Raw genomic sequence first — 18,438 nt, forward strand, 5'->3', positions numbered from 1 at the left:
CCTCAGAAGAAGTCGATCGAGACCTGCAACAGGCGCTCGACCTCTGGCACGTCCTTGGTGAGGGCGAAGATCAGGATGATGTCGCCTTCCTCGATCCTTGTGTCGGGGGCGGGCTTCACGATGCGGTCGCCCTTTTGCACCGCGCCGATCAGCACGCCTTCGGGAAACTCGATGTCGCGGATCGTGCGGCCGGATATGGGGGACGTGGACAGGGCCTGCGCCTCGATCACCTCGGCCTCGGCGTCGCCGATGGAATAGATGTCGCGCACCCGGCCATGGCGGACATGGCGCAGGATGGTGGACACGGTCGTGGCACGCGGGTTGATATAGGCGTCGATGTCCAGCACATCCATCAGGGACACCAGCGTGGGGTCGTTGATCAGCGCGATCGCCAGCTTGGCCCCCGCCTGCTTGGCGCGCACGGATGCGAGGATGTTGGTCTTGTCGTCGTCGGTCACGGCCAGCACGGCGTCGGCGGTGGGGACGGCCGCTTCCTCGAGCAGTTCGGCGGACAGGCCGTCGCCGTTCAGCACGATGGTCCGTTCCAGCCGGTCGGCGGCGTATTCCGCGCGGGCGCGGTCGCGTTCGATCAGCTTGGCGCGGATGCGGTCGGGCCGCGTCTCTAGCGCCTGCGCCACGGCAAGGCCCACGTTGCCCGCCCCGATGATGGCGATGCGTTCCTGCTTGAGCGGCGGCTTGCCGAAGATCTCCAGCGTGCGGCCCACGTCCTCGCGGTGGCTGAAGACATAGATCTGGTCGCGCGCGAACAACTGGTCGCCCGGTTCGGGCGCGAACAGCCGTCCCTGCCGGCGCACGCCCACGACGATGGCGCGCAGGGTGGAAAACAGGTCGTTCAGCTGCCGCAGGGGGGTGTTCAACGCGGGGCAATCATCCTCCAGCAGGATGCCCAGAAGCTGCACTTGGCCCCCCATGAAGGTTTCCACGTCAAAGGTCGATGGCGCGGACAGCCGTTGCAGGGCGGCGTTCGCGACCTCTCGTTCCGGGCTGATGACCACGTCGATGGGCAGGTTCGACGTGGTGTAGAGATCGGAATAGATCGCCTCGAGATAGGCGCTGCTGCGCAGGCGGGCGATCTTGCGGGGCACCTGGAAGATCGAATGGGCGACCTGGCAGGTGACCATGTTCACCTCGTCCGAATGGGTGGCGGCGATGATCAGGTCGGCGTCGCGCGCGCCCGCCTGGTCCAGCACGTCGGGATGGCTGGCAAATCCGGTCACGCCCTGCACGTCCAGCGCATCGGTCGCGCGGCGGATCAGTTCGGCATTGTTGTCGATCACCGTCACATCGTTGCGTTCGCCCGACAGGTGCCGGGCGATCTGCCAGCCGACCTGGCCCGCGCCGCAGATGATGATCTTCATGGCCGTTCCCTTGCCGCAGGCTTTTGCGTCACTCTCTGCCTATGCCGCCGGTTCGCGGGGTGCAACCGTCCTACTTGCCCATCAGCAATTCGTCCTCGGCCCGCATCCCGCCGACCACGCCCAGCGATTTCAGCTTGCGGTGCAGGGCGCTGCGCTCCATCCCCACGAATTGCGCGGTGCGGCTGATGTTGCCGCCAAAGCGGTTGATCTGGGCCACAAGGTATTCGCGCTCGAACATCTCGCGCGCTTCGCGCAGGGCCATGGCGGTGATCTGCGGGCCGAGGCTGAGCGCGTCGCTGTTGTCCGGGGTGGCACCCTGGGGTTCCAGCTCGGTGGGCTGGATGGGACCGCTTTCCTCGGCCAGGATCAGCACGCGCTCGATCACGTTGCGCAACTGGCGGATGTTGCCGGGCCAGCGCATGGATTGCAGCGCGGCCACGGTTTCCTCGGGCAGGTCGCGCGGGGTCAGCCCCTGGGTCTTGTGGAACCCGTCGATGAAATGGCGCGCCAGGAGGGCGATGTCGTCGCGCCGTTCCGCCAGCGAGGGCACCGCCACGGGGACCACGTTCAGTCGGTCATACAGTTCCTGCCGGAACCGGCCCGCCGCGATTTCCGCGGGCAGGTCGCGGTTGGTGGACGAGATCACGCGCAGATCGACCCGCACCCGGTCCGCCCCCCCGGCCCGCACGAACTGCTGTTCGGTCAGCACGCGCAGGATTTTCGGCTGCGTTCCCATGGGCATGTCGCCCACCTCGTCGAAATAGATCACGCCGCCATGGGCCTGTTCCAGCAATCCCGGCTCGATCCCGCGTTCCGGGGTTTCGCGGCCGAACAGCACCTCCTCCATCCGTTCCGGCTCGATGGCGGCGCAGGGGACGGTGATGAACGGGGCAGAGGCGCGCGGGCTGTGGGCGTGGATATAGCGGGCGGCCATTTCCTTGCCGGTGCCCGGCTCGCCCGACAGCATCACGCGGCCGTTGGATTTCGCCACCTTGTCCAGGGCGTCGCGCAGCCGCTTGAAGGCCACGGAATGGCCCAGCATTTCGGCCGAGCGGTCGCCGCCCCGGCGTAGGGTGCTGTTTTCCCGGCGCAGGCGGCTGGCTTCCATCGCGCGGTTCACCACCACCATCAGCTGGTCGATGTTGAAGGGCTTCTCGATGAAGTCGTAGGCGCCCTGCTTGATCGCCGCCACCGCGATCTCGATGTTGCCGTGGCCGGAGATGATGATCACGGGCACGTCCGGGTTGTTGCGCTTGACCTGCTTGAGGATGTCGATCCCGTCCATCCGGCTGTCCTTCAGCCAGATGTCCAGGACCATCAGCGCAGGCGGGCGGTCGTTCAGCGCCGCCAGCGCCTCGTCCGAGTTCGCGGCAAGGCGCGTCTCGAACCCCTCGTCCTTCAGGATATCCGCGACCAGTTCGCGGATATCGCGTTCGTCGTCAACGATCAGGATATCGCTCATATCGGTGCTGCCTCATCTTCTTTTGTTTTTGTCTTGCGTTGCGCGCCGCGCATGGGATGGCGTTCCCGCGGCAGACGGATTTCGGCCACGGCCCCCTGCCCGTCGGGCCGGTCCGACAGGGACAGGCTGCCGCCGTGTTCCTCGACGATCTTCTTGACGATGGGCAGGCCCAGGCCGGTGCCGCCGGTCTTCATGGTCACGTAAGGCTCGAACAGGCGGGACCGGTCGGCGGGCAGGCCGGGACCGTTGTCGGTGATGCGGATCGTCACCGCGTCGTGATCGGCCTGCATCAGGACCGCGATCCGGGGCGCCCAGCCTTCGGGCGGGTTTTCCCGCCGTTCCTCGACGGCTTCGCCCGCGTTCTTCAGAAGGTTCGTGAAGGCCTGCCGCAGCATCCCGGCATCGCAATCGACGATCACCGGCCCGGCGGGGATTTGCGTCGTCAATGCCCCCTTCAGCGCGTCCTGTTGCAGCAGCGTGACCTCACGCAGCAGGGCGGCCAGGTCGGTTTCGGCGCGGTCGGGTTCGGGCATCCGGGCAAAGCGGCTGAATTCGTCCACGATCCGGCGCAGGTCGGCGGTCTGGCGGATGATCACGTCGGTGTATTGGTCGAGCGACGCCTTGTCCTCGGGCGATGCCAGCTTGCCGAACTTGCGGCGCAGGCGTTCGGCGGACAGCTGGATGGGGGTCAGCGGGTTCTTGATCTCGTGCGCCACGCGCCGCGCCACGTCGCCCCAGGCGGCCATGCGCTGCGCGGTCACAAGCTCGGTCACGTCATCGAAGGCCACCACATAGCCTTCCAGGTCGCCATCGGTGCCGCGCCGGACGGCCATGCGCACCAGCAGGCTTTCGACGCGCCCTTCGCGCATCAGGCGCACCTCGTCCTGCACGGTTTCGGCAACGGATGCCGACAGGCGGTCGAACAGGGGGCCGAATTCCGGCACCGCCTCGGACAGCAGGGCGTCGATGTCGCGCTTGGGGTCCAGGCCCAGCAGGCGGCTGGCGGACCTGTTCACGAAGTCGATCTCGCCCGCCGCGTCCAGCCCGATCACGCCCGAGGTGACGGAGGACAGCACGTTGTCGAACAGCCGGCGCTGTTCGTCGCTGACGCGATAGCTGTCGATCAGTTCGGCCCGTTGCGCCTTGAGCTGCCGGGTCATGCGGTTGAAGGACTGGCCCAGCGTCTGGATTTCGTCCCCCGTGTCGGGTTCGGGCACCTGCACGTCCAGGTTCCCGTGCCCTACCTGTTCGCTGGCAAGCGCCAGCAGCCCGATCGGCCGCGACAGGCGCGAGGCGAACCACAGGCCCAGCAGCACGGCGGCGGCCACCAGCAGCAGCGCGAAAGCCAGATACACCAGCGAGAATTCGAACAGCACCTGGCTGCGCGTCTGTTCCAGCTGGCGATAGCTGCCGACGGTCGCGCGGGTGTCGTCCACCAGGCCCAGCAGGTTGCCGTCCACGTCGCGCGTCACGTACAGGTAACGGTCGGCCAGCGGCGGCAGCGCCACCAGGGCGCGGAATTCGTTGTTCTGCCAATCCTCGATCAGCACGACGCCTTCGGATTGCGCGCGGTCCAGGTCGCCGCTGGCCGGGGCCTCGTACCAGAACAGATAGGACCGCTCGCCCCGGGCGCGGATTTCCCCGGTGCCGTTGATGACATAGGCCTCGCGCAGGCCCCGCTGGATCAGCGCCTGGCCCTGGACCAGAAGCTGGCGCATTTCCCCGTCCGCGATCATCGGGTTGGCGCGTCCTGCCTGGGTCAGGATGCTGGCCAGGGCGGTCGCATCCTCGGTCAGGTCGCGGCGGTGTTCCTCCTGGTAGGCCTCGGCCGCGGCTTGCGAGGTGGTGACGACCTGCTGCACCCGGCCCGAAAACCAGCCTTCAAGCCCGATATTGACCAGGAACCCCGCGAACAGCGCGACCAGCACCGTGGGCACCAGGGCGAGGCCGGCAAAGATCAGCACAAGGCGCGCGTGCAGGCGCGATCCGGCGGCGGTCTTGCGCCGGGCGGTGATCAGGCGCGCCATGCGCAGCACGATGATCCCGATCAGCACGATCAGATAGGCCAGATCCAGAAGCAGGATCAGCCGCAACATGCGGCTTTCGGCGCCCTGGGCCAGCGGGCCAAGCACCGTCATCGTCGCGCCCGCCAGCAGGACGCCGACGATCAGCACACCCGCCGTCATGGCGCTGCGCCAGTGACGCGGCAGCTTGATCCTTGCGAGCCTGTCCCAGCTCAGCCCTGATGCGGCGCCTGCCATAGCCCCCACTTGCCGTCTTTCGCGGCTTTCCGTTGCAGCGCCGATACGGTGGCCCTGCCCCCTGTGGCGGTTTTACATCAGTTTGCGGCGCCGTGTCACCTCGATATTCAGCTCGGTCAGCTTCTTGCGCAGGGTATTGCGGTTTATCCCCAGAAGATCGGCGCATCTCAGCTGGTTGCCGCCCGTGGCGTCCAGCGCAACCTGAAGCAGAGGTCGTTCGATTTCCCGCAAGATGCGGTCGTAAAGCCCGGGGGGCGGCAGGCTGTCGCCGTGCAGGTCGAAATAGCGTTGCAGATGCGCCTCGACCGAATCCGACAGGGGACCGTTACCGCCGCCAAGCTGATAGGGCGCGGACAGGGCATTGTCGCTGGCGGGCGCTGCCACCGGCATCGGCATGGCGGCGATGGGCGCCGCGCGGGTGCCGCCCTGCTGGCTCAGCGCCTCGCGCATTTCCGGGGCGGTGATGGCGGCGCCGCTGGCGGTCAGGGCCAGGCGGCGCATCATGTTTTCCAGCTCGCGCACGTTGCCGGGAAAGGCATGGGCGCGCAAAAGCCCCGCCGCGTCGTCGCCGAGCGTCCGGTCCGGCAGCCCTTGCGTGGCCGCGCGGGCCAGCAGGTGGTTGGCAAGCGGCAGGATGTCATCGACCCGCGCGCGCAGCGGTGGCACCGTGACCGTGACGCCGGCCAGCCGGTAATACAGATCCGACCGCAGCCGCCCCGCCGCCACGTCGGCCTGGGGATCGGGACCGGTGGTCGCCACGATGCGCGGGGCCATGGCGCGGTCGGGACCGCTTTCCAGCGATTCGATCAGGCCGATCAGCCGGGCCTGGGCAGCGGGATCGAAGCCCGCCGGGTTCTCGATGATGATCGTGCCGCCGCGCGCCTTGTCCGCCGCACGGGTGATCGCCTCCTCGGTGGCATCGGCCGAGGTCAGGATCGCGATGCCGTTGTCGCGCCGGTCCGACAGGTCGTGAAAGGACCGCGCGATGGTGGTCTTGCCGACGCCCGGTTCACCCGCGATCAGCACCGGCAGGTCGGCGTTCAGGACGCGGGCCACCATGCGGAACAGCGCCTGCATCGCGGGCGCATGGCCGATCAGCGGCATGGCGGGGTCCGCCGCGGGCCGCACCGCCGGGATGATGTCGGGCACCGGGTCGGACTTGCGCGGGCGGCGCGACAGGGCCTGGTTGGCCTTGGTCATCAGATCCGGCAGGTCGAAGGGCTTGGGCAGGTATTCGAAGGCCTCGGCCTCGGTCGCGCGGATGGCCGTGACGATGGTGTTCTGGGCGGAAATCACGATGACGGGCAGGTCGGGCCGCGCCTCGCGGATGGCGGGGATGCGGTCGATGCCGTTGCCGTCGGGCATCATCACGTCGGTGATGACCAGGTCGCCGCGCCCTTCCTCGACCCATTTCGACAGCTGCGCCAGGCTGCCCGTGGCATGGACCCGGCAACCCGCGCGGGTCAGCGCCTGTGTCAGCACCGTGCGGATGGTGCGGTCGTCGTCGGCGATCAGAACGGTTCCGTCCATGGCGTCGGTCCCCTTATGCCTTTGGCAGTGAGATGCGGAAAACGGTGCGGCCAGGGCGCGAGTCCACGCGGATCAGCGCGCCATGGTCGGTGATGATCTTGCTGACAAGCGCCAGCCCCAGGCCGGTGCCGTTCTCGCGCCCCGACACGAACGGCTCGAAGATCTGGTCGGCGATGGCAGGCGGCAGGCCCGGGCCGTTGTCCTCGATCTCGATCTGGAGGGGCAAGGGCCGGCCGGTCGGGTCGGTTTCGTCCGGCGGCAGGCGCAGGGTGTGGTCATAGAAGCTGCGCAGCCGGATCGCGGGGCGGTCGGTGTCCTTCAGCGCCTCGGCGGCGTTCTTGACCAGGTTCAGGCAGACCTGGGTCAGCTGGTCGGCATCGGCCAGGGCATCGGGCAGCGAGGGGTCGTATTCCGCGACGATGCCGATTTTCTTGGCGAACCCCACGGCGGCCGACCGGCGGACCTTTTCCAGCACGTCATGGACGTTGATCGCCCGCAGGTTCGGGGCCGATGTGTCGCCGAAGCGTTCCACCTGTTCCAAGAGCGACACGATGCGTTTCGATTCGCTGACGATCATCTCGGCCATCTCGCGGTCCTCGGGGGATGCGTTCATGCCGATCAGCTGCGCCGCGCCCCGGATGCCTGCCAGGGGGTTCTTGATCTCGTGCGCCAGCATCTCGGCCATGCCGATGGCGCTGCGGGCGGCGGTACGCACGGCGCGGTTCTGCGATTGCAGCCCGGCCTCGTCCTGGGGAACCAGCAACAGCGTGACGCCGCCTCCCAATTCGCCCGCAGGCCCGGCATGGACCAGGGCGCGGCGTTCCTGATGGCCGCCCGCGCGGTCGCCGATCTCGAACCGGACATTGGGTTGATACAGGGGTTCGTCACCCTGGACGACGCGGAAGACCAGCGGCGACAAGGACGGGTGGATGCGCAGCCGCGTGCCCATCTCGTCCCCGTCAAGCGTCCGGCCCAGGGTCGAGTTGCGGGACATGTTCAGCCAGACTTCCGCCGCATCGTTCATCGCGGTGACGCGGCCCTGTTCATCCAGGACCAGGGCAGGCAGCGGCAGGGCGTCCCAGCCGGGACCGGGATCGACCTCCTCGAAACCGGCAGGGCTGCGTCGCGTCATGCGGCCACCCGCGCATCGGCAAAAGCCAGGCGGATCAGGGCCAGCGCCGCCGCCGGGCTGTCCGCGCGCAGCATCCGGTCCCGCAGGGGCGCGCCGTTCGCATCGGCATACCAGCCCAGATGCTTGCGCGCGACGCGCAGGCCCAGCTCAAGGCCGTAGAAATCCAGGATGTACTCGTAATGCTCGGCCACGGCATCGGCCAGGGCATCGCCTTGCGGCACATCGGGGGCGGGCGCGCCCATCAGGTCATGCGCGATCTGCGCCAGCCGCCAGGGGGCACCCTGCGCGCCGCGCCCGACCATCACCGCTTCCGCACCGGACGCCGCCAGCGCCGCACGGGCGGACGCCGCGTCCACCACATCGCCATTGGCGACCAGCGGCGGACGGCCCGGCAGGTTCGCCACCGCGCGGATGCGCGCCCAATCGGCCTGCCCCTTGTAGAACTGTGCCCGCGTCCGGCCATGCACGGTCAGCATCCCCACGCCCGCATCCGCGGCGCGCCGGGCCAGGTCGGCGGCGTTCAGGCAATCCTCGTCCCAGCCAAGCCGCATCTTCAGCGTGACGGGCACGGATACCGCGCCCACCACCGCGTCGATCAGCGTCAGCGCGTGGTCCAGATCCCGCATCAGCGCCGCGCCCGACAGCCCGCCCGTCACCTTTCTGGCCGGACAGCCCATGTTGATGTCGATGATGCGCGCGCCCATGTCCTCGACGATGCGGGCGGTTTCGGCCATCGCCCCGGCCTCTCGCCCCGCGATCTGCACGCTGACGGGCAGCGCGCCTTCGGTCAGGGCCTTGGCCCGGACGGCGGCGCGGGTGGACGGGCGCGGCGTCACCATCTCGGTCGAGGCGACCATTTCGCTGACCATCAGCCCCGCGCCGTACCGCGCAACGGCACGGCGAAACGGCAGATCGGTGATTCCCGCCATGGGCGCAAGAAACACCGGCGGGCCAAGCCGCGTGTCGCCAAGAATGATCGGGTCGCCGAATTGCATAACCTGTTCCTTCATCCTGCCCGCCGCCAGCCGCAAGGTCGTGCGCGGCGGGCCATCGTGCCGCTTGTTTGACCATCTGCAATATTGCACATAAAACAGGCACATTGCCCATCATTAAGGCAGACAATTTGCGGTGCCCGTGTCGCCAAGATCCCGCAAGCCTGCCGCAATCGGAATGGCCTTTGGCCGGGCAGATGCTTAGATGAAAGCCAAAATACAAGGGGGACACATGTTCCTGTCGGTTTTCGATCTGTTCAAGGTGGGCGTCGGCCCCTCGTCCTCGCACACGATGGGGCCGATGGTCGCGGGTGCGCGTTTTCTGGACGAGTTGCGCCAGCAGCCCTTCAAGGCGCACGGGCTGCGTGCCAGCCTGCACGGCAGCCTTGCCTTTACCGGCAAGGGCCACGCGACCGACCGGGCCACGATCCTGGGCCTTGCGGGCTTCGTCCCCGCCACGCTGGATGCGGAAGCCGCCGAGGCCGCGCTGGCCAGGAACCGGGAAACCCGCGTCCTGTCGCCTGATGGCTTGGGCGATCTGGTCTTCGACCCCGACCGCGATCTGCGCTTCGATTACGACCACGCGCTGCCGGGGCACGCCAACGGCATGACGATCTCGGCCACGGACGCGCAGGGCGACGTGATCTTTCACCGCGTCTATTACTCCATCGGCGGCGGCTTCGTGCTGACGGACGAGGAGCTGGCCCGCAAGGGGGACGAGAAGCGGAGCGACGATGCGCCTGCCGTCCCCTTTCCCTTTGCCAGCGCGGCCGAGATGCTGGCCATGGCCAAGGCCTCGGGCAAGTCCATCGCCCGGATGAAGCATGACAACGAACGCGTTTATCGCAGCGAGGCCGAGATCCGCGACGGCTTGATGCGGATTTGGCAGGTGATGCGCGACTGCATGGACCGGGGCCTGGCCACTGACGGCATCCTCCCCGGCGGGCTGTCGGTCAAGCGCCGCGCCAAGGCGATCCATGAAAAGCTGCTGGCCGAACGCGGCATGAACCTGACCGCGCCCCATGTCATCAACGACTGGATGTCCACATACGCCATGGCCGTGAACGAGGAGAACGCAGCGGGCGGCCAGGTCGTGACCGCCCCCACGAACGGCGCGGCGGGCACGGTTCCCGCGGTGATCCGCTATTGGCTGGACCATGTGCCCGGCGCGTCCGAACGCGACATCCCCGATTTCCTGCTGACGGCTGCGGCCATCGGCGGGCTGGTCAAGCACAACGCCTCCATCTCGGGCGCCGAGGCGGGCTGCCAGGCCGAGGTCGGCAGCGCCAGCGCCATGGCGGCGGCGGGATTGGCGGCGGTCCTGGGCGGCACGCCCGAGCAGGTCGAGAACGCGGCGGAAATCGCCCTGGAACATCACCTGGGCATGACCTGCGATCCGGTGCGCGGTCTGGTGCAGGTGCCCTGCATCGAGCGCAACGGGTTGGGCGCGATCAAGGCGGTCAGCGCGGCCAGCCTGTCGCTGCGCGGCGACGGCACCCATTTCGTGCCGCTGGACGCGGCCATCGAGACGATGCGCCAGACAGGCCGCGACATGTCGGACAAGTACAAGGAAACATCCCTGGGCGGGCTGGCGGTCAACGTGCCGAATTGTTGATGGGCCATGCGGCGGGCTGTTGCCGCCAGTGCCGTCCCGTGCTTGTGCCGCCGCGCGGCGGTTGCTAACGCTGGCGCGACAGTGATCCCCATAGAAGGCTGACCGATGACACCGCGTCTTGCACTCATCGCGCTGATGACCCTGCCCCTGGCTGCCTGCGAGGGCATGAACCTTCCCCAGCTTGGCAATGCCGAACCGCAGGTCCAGGGCCACAAGGGACCGCCGGGCGTCTCGCCCCTGGAACAGCCGATCGAGACAGGGGCCGAGATCCGCCCCGTGTCCACCGCCGAACCCGCGACCTACAACACCGCGGCCTTCAGCGCGCGCGGGAACGAACCGTTCTGGGCCGTGGACGTGGCGGGCGGCACCGCGATCTACAAGACGCCGGACAACCAGAAGGGCCGGCCGATCCGGGTGAACCGCCTGGCCTTCGCGCAGGGCGTGGAATACGTGGGCGTCCATGCGGGCCGTCCCTTCGTGCTGAACGTCCGCGCCGCCCCTTGCCAGGACAGCATGGCGGACCAGGACTTTCCCTTCACCGCGCGCCTGACCGTGTCGGGCAGGACGGAAACCGGCTGCGCCTCCGCCGCCACGCCCGAGGTGGCCCAGGCCGTCGCCGCCATCAAGGCCCCCGCCCCCGCCGCGCCGCGCCAGGCCACGACGACCCGCCGCCCCGCAGCCGCCCGGCCGGTCCCCACGCCCGCCGCAGCCGAGGAAACGCCCGCCCCGGCGGCCAGCACCCCCGCGCCCGAGGCCGAGAACCAGACGCCGCCCGCCACCCCTCCGGCGGCCACCCCTCCCGCGCCCGCGTCGGAAGGCACGGCGGACCTGCCTCCTGCCCCCACGACGGCCCCGGCGGCCGAAACACCGGCAACCGGCACCGCGCCCATCGTCCCGGAACTGCGCACCCTGCCGCCTGCCGGGACGACCGGCACGACAACCACGCCCGAACCCGCCGAGTGATCGCCCGCCCCCTGCGGCAGCAAGGACGCACCATGTCGGCCATGTTGCGTTTCCGGGCTTCCAGCGGGGCGGTTTGCGCCTATGATCCGGCCAAAAGCAGAACGAGGACACGCGACCCATGCGCCGATCCCCCCTTCTCGGACGCCTGATGGCGACCACCCTGCCCGTGGCCCTGGTCCTGGGTTCGGTCAGCACGACCGCCGTGGCGGACCCGATGTACGCGCGGAACATGTCCACCTTTGGCCTGCCGGGGGGGATCGACACCCCCACGGCGGAAACCCTGCAGGACGGCACCCTGGGGGCCACCATCTCCTGGTCGGACTATGCCCGCCGCAGCAGCGTCGTGTTTCAGGCGCTGCCGGGGCTGACGGCCGTGCTGCGCTATTCGCGCGTGGACGGCATCAACGACTACCGCGATGACGGCTATATCACCGACCGGTCGCTGGACCTGCGCTATCAGGTGCTGGACGAGCAGGGCTGGCGTCCGGCGCTTGCGGTTGGCTTGCAGGATTTCCTGGGCACGGGCGTCTATTCGGGCGAATACATCGTCGCGACCAAGACGGTGACGCCGACCGTCCGCGTGTCCGCCGGTCTTGGCTGGGGCGTGCTGGCCGGCAAGCCGCGCACCATCGACATCGACGACGAGGGCGGCACCCCCAACGTGGACCAATGGTTCCGGGGCGGCACGCGGCCCTTTGCCTCGGTCAGCTGGCAGGTCAACGACCGGCTGAACCTGGTCGCGGAATATTCCAACATGGATTATGTCGCCCGATACAGCAACGGCCAGGTCTTCCAGCAGGGCGAGGAACCGGACAGCAACCTGAACCTTGCCGCCTTCTACCGCTTCGGCGGCAACTACGAGGTCGGCGTCTATACCATCGGCGGCAACACCTTCGGGGCGCAGTTTTCCATCGCCCTGAACCCGCGCGAGGCGCCCTATCCCTCGGGCCTGGAAAAGGCCCCGGCCCCGGTCCGCCCGCGCGCCGCCCCGCAGGCCGATCCCGACGGCTGGTCCGGCACCTGGGCGCAGGATCCGACCGCGCAGCCCGCGATCCAGACCGCGCTCGGGCAGGCCATGGCCAAGGAAGGCCAGACGCTGGAAAGCATGGCGCTGTCGCCCGGCCGCGCCGAGGTCCGGCTGCACAATGGCCGCTACATCAGCCAGGCCGAGGCCATCGGCCGCACCGCGCGCCTGATGACCCGCGCCCTGCCGCCGTCGGTGGAAACCTTCGTCATCACCTCGACCGCCGAGGGTGTGCCCACCTCATCCGTCACCCTCCGCCGCTCGGACGTGGAGCGGCTGGAAAACACCGAGGCCGGCCAGATCGCGAGCGCCTCGGCCCTGTCGGACGCCCCGGCAGGCGCGCCGGGGCTGGTGCGCAGCGAGGGCGTCTATCCGCGCTTCCGCTGGTCGATCAAGCCCTATGTCAGCCTGGGCATCTTCAGCGCCGAGGACGGGCTGACCCACGAGGTCGGGGCCGAGGCGCGCGCAAGCTACGAGATCGCGCCCGGGCTGGTCCTGACCGGCGCGCTGCGCCAGCGCGCCTTCGGCAACATCGACCGGCGCGGCCCGGGCATCCCCGGCCAGCGGGGCGAATACTATACGCCCGAGGAATACGAGGCCAACCCCGCCCTGGAAACCACCCCCGAGGGCGTGCCGCGGGTCCGGTCGGATACGCGCATGTACAGCGACAATTCCAGTCCGGTGATCCCGGAACTGACGCTGGCCTGGTATGCCAAGCCCGCGCCCACGGTCTATACCCGCGTGACCGCCGGCCTGCTGGAACGCGCCTATGGCGGCGTCTCGACCGAGGTGCTGTGGAAGCCCGTGAACTCGCCCCTGGCGCTTGGCGCCGAGGTGAACCACGTGAAGAAGCGCGACTTCGACCAGTTGTTCGACTTCCGCGACTACGAGGTGACGATGGGCCATGTCTCGGCCTATTACGAATTCGCCCGGGGGTTCACGGCGCAGCTTGACGTGGGCAAGTATCTGGCGGGCGACAAGGGCGCGACGATCAGCCTGACCCGCGAATTCGCGAATGGCTGGCGGGTCGGGGCCTATGCGACCAAGACCGACCTGTCTGCCGAGGAATTCGGCGAGGGCAGCTTCGACAAGGGCGTCACGCTGTCGATCCCGCTTGGCTGGGCGACCGGGCAACCCTCGCGCGAGCGTGTCGATGCCAACCTGCGGTCGCTGTCGCGCGACGGCGGTGCCCAGCTGAACGTCCGCGACCGCCTGTACGATCAGGTTCGGGACAGTCATTCGGTCAAACTCTATGAAGGCTGGGGGAGGTTCTGGCGATGAACGGCGTCCTGAAGATCACGCTGGCGGCGTCCCTGCTGGCCGGGCTGGCCGGGTGCGGCAACGACAGCGAAGGCGCGGGTCCGTTCGGCGCGCTGGCGCAGACGGCGGGCCAGGTCGCAGCCCAACGCCGCGCCGCCAGCCAGCCCGCCGCACCCGCCAAGTCGCCCCAGGACGCGGCGGCCGAGGCGCTGCGCGTCAATCCCGGCCCGCTGATCCAGGCGGGCTTCGAAAGCCTGGGCCGCACGCAGGTAATGGCGATGACGGGCCAGAACGGCGCCCTGCGCACCTTCATGACCCCCGCCGAGGAGGCGCTGATCCTGCGCGGCGGGATGCTGGTCGGCACGCGCGGTTTGGGCAACGACCTGTCGGTGGCCGAACCGGGGACGGAACCCCTGATCCGCGCCGGTGCCTCGGGCAGCGGCACGCGCGTCATGCGGTATTTCGCGGGCGACGGGGTGGAACGGCCCTTGCAGTTCGCCTGCACCGTGGGCGCGGGTCCGAACCCCGGCGTGACGGTGGAGAACTGCGAAGGCCACGGCGCGACCTTCCAGAACAGCTACATGGTGCAGGGCGGCCAGATCGCCGTGTCGCGCCAGTGGATCGGCCCGACCTTGGGCTATGTGACGATCCAGACGCTGCGGCCCTGATGTCGGGACCGGCCCTTTCGGGCCGGTTTTTCACTTGCCGGATAGATAGCTGTCGATGGCGGCGCGCACGCCCTGGGTTTGCACGATCTTCAGCCTGCGGGCGAAGGCCTCCTGAAAGCGCGGGTTGGCGGCCAGCGGCCCGAACACGGTTTCATTCGCCAGGAAGGCCAGCGGATCGGCGCGGGACGCGATGGCGTATTCGCGCAGCGCGTCGCTGTTATCATCATTGGGCGCGATCTCGTTGCCCGCCTCGTCCGTCCGCTCGCAATAGCGGCACCAGAAGGCCACCTCTTGCGCCAACCCGTCGATGTCGCGGTCGTTCTTCAGCGCATCGGCCAGCGTGGGCAGGATGAATTTCGGCTGCCGGTTCGACCCGTCCAGGCAGAGGCGCGGGATGGTGTCGCCCACCTCGGGGTTGGCGAAGCGGCTGACGATCAGGTCCAGGTAATCGTCATAGCTGACGCCGGGAATGGGGTTCAGCGTCGGGATGATCTCGCGCGTTTCCAGGGCGCGCAGCCAGGCGGCGATTTGCGGATCGGCCATGGCGTCGTGGACGAAATGATGGCCCAGCAGCGCGGACGGATAGGCGATGGCCGCGTGGCCGCCGTTGAGGATGCGCAGCTTCATCAGCTCGTGGCGGCTGACATCGGCCACGAATTCCGCGCCGACCTTTTCCAGCGGCGGGCGGCCCTGGGGGAAGTGATCCTCCAGCACCCACTGGCGGAACGGCTCGCAGACCACGGGGGCGGCGTCGTCGATGCCGAAGCGGTCGCGGACCAGGGCGCGTTCGCGGTGGGACGTGGCGGGGGTGATGCAATCGACCATGGAATTGGGGAAGGCGACCTTCTGGCGGACCCATTGCGCCAGCGAAGGGTCCGAGAGTTGCGCCAGCTCCGTCACCGTGCGCGCGCAGACATGGCCGTTTTCGGGCAGGTTGTCGCAGGACAGCACCGTGAATGGCTCGGCCCCCGCATCCCGGCGCTGCCGCAGCGCGGCCAGGATCATGCCGAAGACCGTGCGCGGCGCATCGGGGTTGGCCGCGTCATGGGCGATGTCCGGGTGGGCCGCGTCAAAGCCGTCGGTCTTGGCATCGACGTAGTATCCGCCCTCGGTGATGGTCAGCGACACGATGCGGATCGCCGGGTCGGCCATGGCCGCGATCACCGCCTGCGGATCCACGGGGACGAAATCGACCATCGACCCGATCACCCGCGCATTCAGCCCGTTTGGGTCCAGTTCGACCACCGTGGTCAGCCAGTCCTGCGCGGCCAGCCTGTCGCGCATGGTGGCATCGCCCGGACGCACGCCCGCGCCGATCAGCGCCCAGTCGTGGCCCTCGCCCGCCTCGAACAGCTGGTCCAGATACCAGGCCATGTGCGCGCGGTGGAAGTTGCCCACGCCGATATGGACGATGCCGGGGCGCAGGGCGGCGCGGTCGTATCCGGGGCGGCCCACGGTCTCGGGCAGTTGGGACAGCGCGGATGCGTTCAACGAAACGGCCATGGCCGAACCTTTCTTCTGGGGGACGAGCCTCAGCTCATCCAGTTGCCGCCATCGACGTTGTAGGTCTGGGCGACGATGTAATCGGCTTCCGAGGATGCCAGGAAGATCGCCATGCCGGTCAGGTCGGCGGCGGTGCCCATGCGGCCGAAGGGCACGGCTTCGCCCACCTCGCGCTTCTTCTGGCCGGGGGCCTTGCCCTCGTATTTGGCGAAGAACGCGTCCACGCCGTCCCAATGCTCGCCATCCACCACGCCCGGCGCGATGGCGTTGACGTTGATGCCGTGGGCGATCAGGTTCAGGCCCGCCGATTGGGTCAGGCTGATGACGCCGGCCTTGCTGGCGCAATAGACGGCGACCAGCGCCTCGCCCCGCCGCCCGGCCTGCGAGGCCATGTTGATGATCTTGCCGCCCTGGCCCCGCGCGATCATGCCGCGCGCGACGGCCTGCATGGTGAACAGCGTGCCCGCGACGTTGACGGCGAAGATCCGGTCGTAATCGGCGCGGGTGATGTCCGCGATGGGGGCGGCGCTGAACAGGGCGGCGTTGTTCACCAGGATGTCGATGCCGCCGAAGGCCCCTTCGACCTCGGCCACGCAGGCGTCGATGGAGGCCTGGTCGGTCACGTCCAGCCGCACGGCGATGGCGCCTTGGCCCAGGGCATCCGCCGCCTGCCGGGCCGCGTCGATGTTGATGTCGCCAAGGGCAACCCGGGCACCCTCGGCCAGATAGGCGCGGGCGAATTCCAGCCCGATGCCGCGCGCGGCGCCGGTGATCAGCGCGCGCTTGCCGTCCAGTCGTTGCATCAGATGCGGTCTCCGTTCGTGTCGAATTTATGGATCTTCCCCTCGTCCGGCGTCAGCCAGACGGTGTCGCCGTGGCGCAGCCCCACCTCTCCGCCAGACCGGACGGTGACGGTTTCCGCCAGGCCGGTGCCTTCGACATAGAAGAAGCTGTCGGACCCCAGGTGTTCGCTGACCCCCACGCGGCCCTGCCACTTGCCGGTCGTGGCCGAGATGCGGATGTGTTCGGGCCGCACGCCGATGGTCTGGGCGCCGTAGTCCGCCGCAACCGCGCCGGTGAACAGGTTCATGCGCGGGCTGCCGATGAAGCCCGCCACGAAGACGTTCTTCGGCGCGTGATACAGATCCAGCGGCGATCCCACCTGCTCGATCCGGCCCGCCTGCAACACCACGATCTTGTCGGCCATGGTCATGGCCTCGACCTGATCATGGGTGACATAGATCATCGTGGTCTTGAGACGGTTGTGCAACTCGCTGATCTCCAGCCGCATCCCCACGCGCAACGCGGCATCCAGATTGGACAGCGGCTCGTCGAACAGGAAGGCCGAGGGTTCCCGCACGATGGCCCGGCCGATGGCCACCCGCTGGCGCTGGCCGCCCGACAGTTGCCCGGGGCGGCGGTCGAGGTAGCTGGTCAGGTTCAGCGCCTTGGCCGCGGCCTCGATCCGGCGGTCCTGTTCCGGTTTGGGCATCCCCGCCATCTTCATCGGAAAGGCGATGTTCTTCCTGACCGACATGTGCGGATAGAGCGCATAGGACTGGAACACCATCGCCAGCCCGCGTTTCGCAGGCGAGGCATCGGTCGCGTCCTTCCCGTCGATCAGGATGCGCCCGCCGCTCACGTCCTCCAGCCCTGCGATCAGGCGCAGAAGGGTGGACTTGCCGCAGCCCGAGGGGCCGACGAAGACCACGAACTCTCCGTCCTCGATGGTCAGGTCCAGGGGCGGGATCACCTCGACCTCGCCGAACCGCTTGGCCACGCCTTGCAGGGTTATCTGTCCCATGTCTTTCCCCTTATTTCACGGCGCCGAAGGTCAGGCCTCGGACCAGTTGTTTCTGGCTGAACCAGCCCAAGACCAGGATCGGCGCGATGGCCATCACCGACGCCGCCGACAGCTTGGCCCAGAACAGCCCCTGCGGGCTGCTGAACGACGCGATGAAGGCCGACAAGGGCGCGGCCTTGGTGGTGGTCAGCTGGATCGTCCAGAAGGCCTCGTTCCAGGCCAGGATGATGTTCAGAAGAAGCGTCGAGGCGATGCCGGGGATCGCCATGGGCGTCAGCACATACAGGATCTCGTCGCGCAAGGACGCCCCGTCCATCCGCGCGGCCTCCAGGATCTCGCCCGGGATCTCGCGGAAATAGGTATACAGCATCCAGACCACGATCGGCAGGTTGATGAGCATCAAGAGGATCGTCAGCCCGATGCGGGTGTCCATCAGCCCGGTGCGCAGGAAGATCAGGTAGATCGGCACCAGCACGGCCACGGCGGGCATCATCTTGGTGGACAGCATCCACATCAGGATGTCCTTGGTCCGCTTCGTGGGCGAGAAGGCCATCGCCCAGGCCGCCGGGATCGCCACGACCAGCGCCAGCAACGTCGATCCGACCGACAGGATGACCGAGTTCATGAAGGGCCGCCAATAGTTGTTCTGGCTTTGCACCGTCTGATAGCTTTCCAGCGTGAAGGACGGGATCAGGTCGAAGCCCGCGATGGCCTCCTGTTCCGATTTCAGGCTGGTGATGATGGTGTAAAGGATCGGAAAGAAGATCAGCAGGGCCACGGCCCAGGCCGCGATGGTCCAGCCGATCCTGGCGTTCCGGGTGACTGCGCGTGCCATGTGTTCCCCC

The 18,438-nt window shown here is 68.3% G+C and carries 14 protein-coding genes; 4 read left to right on the top strand and 10 right to left on the bottom strand.

Annotation, left to right across the window (positions count from 1 at the left end; all coding sequences use genetic code 11):
- Nucleotides 1-2 precede the first annotated feature (2 nt).
- The 6 genes from trkA to dusB all read right to left on the bottom strand — a co-directional run bounded on the left by trkA (nt 3) and on the right by dusB (nt 8,759).
- Nucleotides 3-1,379: a Trk system potassium transporter TrkA gene (gene trkA, locus GIY56_RS00825; RefSeq protein WP_154762924.1), complete on the bottom strand. Its 1,377-nt coding sequence runs from the start codon at nt 1,377-1,379 to the stop codon at nt 3-5.
- Nucleotides 1,380-1,449: 70 nt separating this feature from the next.
- Nucleotides 1,450-2,841, bottom strand: a complete 1,392-nt coding sequence (gene ntrX, locus GIY56_RS00830) for a nitrogen assimilation response regulator NtrX (RefSeq protein ID WP_154762925.1) — start codon at nt 2,839-2,841, stop codon at nt 1,450-1,452.
- Nucleotides 2,838-5,102, bottom strand: coding sequence for a sensor histidine kinase NtrY-like (locus tag GIY56_RS00835; protein WP_154762926.1), 2,265 nt, complete (start codon nt 5,100-5,102; stop codon nt 2,838-2,840). The genes ntrX and GIY56_RS00835 overlap by 4 nt, the downstream gene beginning before the upstream one ends.
- Nucleotides 5,103-5,174: 72 nt before the next feature.
- Nucleotides 5,175-6,632: a response regulator gene (locus GIY56_RS00840; RefSeq protein ID WP_154762927.1), complete on the bottom strand. Its 1,458-nt coding sequence runs from the start codon at nt 6,630-6,632 to the stop codon at nt 5,175-5,177.
- A 13-nt stretch (nt 6,633-6,645) separates the two neighbouring features.
- Complete coding sequence (locus GIY56_RS00845; protein WP_154762928.1) at nt 6,646-7,764, bottom strand: two-component system sensor histidine kinase NtrB; 1,119 nt, start codon at nt 7,762-7,764, stop codon at nt 6,646-6,648.
- On the bottom strand, nt 7,761-8,759 hold the full coding sequence (gene dusB, locus GIY56_RS00850) for a tRNA dihydrouridine synthase DusB (RefSeq protein ID WP_154762929.1): 999 nt from the start codon (nt 8,757-8,759) through the stop codon (nt 7,761-7,763). Before dusB ends, GIY56_RS00845 begins: the two co-directional genes overlap by 4 nt.
- A gap of 229 nt (nt 8,760-8,988) precedes the next feature.
- On the opposite strand from dusB, the gene GIY56_RS00855 reads away from it, so the two are divergent.
- The 4 genes from GIY56_RS00855 (at nt 8,989) to GIY56_RS00870 (ending at nt 14,286) form a co-directional block, all read left to right on the top strand.
- Complete coding sequence (locus GIY56_RS00855) at nt 8,989-10,371, top strand: L-serine ammonia-lyase (RefSeq protein WP_154762930.1); 1,383 nt, start codon at nt 8,989-8,991, stop codon at nt 10,369-10,371.
- 105 nt (nt 10,372-10,476) lie between these two features.
- The gene (locus tag GIY56_RS00860; RefSeq protein WP_154762931.1) at nt 10,477-11,334 is read left to right on the top strand and encodes a COG3650 family protein; all 858 of its coding nucleotides are present in this window, start codon (nt 10,477-10,479) and stop codon (nt 11,332-11,334) included.
- Nucleotides 11,335-11,482: 148 nt separating this feature from the next.
- Nucleotides 11,483-13,639 carry a YjbH domain-containing protein gene (locus GIY56_RS00865; RefSeq protein WP_230312210.1) on the top strand — a complete coding sequence of 719 codons (2,157 nt, stop codon included), beginning with the start codon at nt 11,483-11,485 and terminating at the stop codon, nt 13,637-13,639.
- On the top strand, nt 13,636-14,286 hold the full coding sequence (locus tag GIY56_RS00870; protein ID WP_154762933.1) for a YjbF family lipoprotein: 651 nt from the start codon (nt 13,636-13,638) through the stop codon (nt 14,284-14,286). The genes GIY56_RS00865 and GIY56_RS00870 overlap by 4 nt, the downstream gene beginning before the upstream one ends.
- Before the next feature lie 30 nt (nt 14,287-14,316).
- On the opposite strand, the gene GIY56_RS00875 is transcribed toward GIY56_RS00870, so the two are convergent.
- From GIY56_RS00875 to GIY56_RS00890, 4 genes are read right to left on the bottom strand one after another with little or no spacing between them, the layout of a single operon-like run.
- Nucleotides 14,317-15,789 carry a mannitol dehydrogenase family protein gene (locus GIY56_RS00875; RefSeq protein ID WP_154762934.1) on the bottom strand — a complete coding sequence of 491 codons (1,473 nt, stop codon included), beginning with the start codon at nt 15,787-15,789 and terminating at the stop codon, nt 14,317-14,319.
- A 29-nt stretch (nt 15,790-15,818) separates the two neighbouring features.
- Entirely contained in the window at nt 15,819-16,592 is a 774-nt protein-coding gene (locus tag GIY56_RS00880) for an L-iditol 2-dehydrogenase (protein ID WP_154762935.1), read from the bottom strand.
- A complete protein-coding gene (locus tag GIY56_RS00885; RefSeq protein ID WP_154762936.1) occupies nt 16,592-17,593 on the bottom strand; it encodes an ABC transporter ATP-binding protein in 1,002 nt (333 codons plus the stop codon). The genes GIY56_RS00880 and GIY56_RS00885 overlap by 1 nt, the downstream gene beginning before the upstream one ends.
- A gap of 10 nt (nt 17,594-17,603) precedes the next feature.
- On the bottom strand, nt 17,604-18,428 hold the full coding sequence (locus tag GIY56_RS00890) for a carbohydrate ABC transporter permease (protein WP_154762937.1): 825 nt from the start codon (nt 18,426-18,428) through the stop codon (nt 17,604-17,606).
- Nucleotides 18,429-18,438 lie beyond the last annotated feature (10 nt).

The organism is Paracoccus lichenicola, from assembly GCF_009708075.1.
In the GTDB taxonomy this organism is placed as follows: Bacteria; Pseudomonadota; Alphaproteobacteria; order Rhodobacterales; family Rhodobacteraceae; genus Paracoccus; species Paracoccus lichenicola.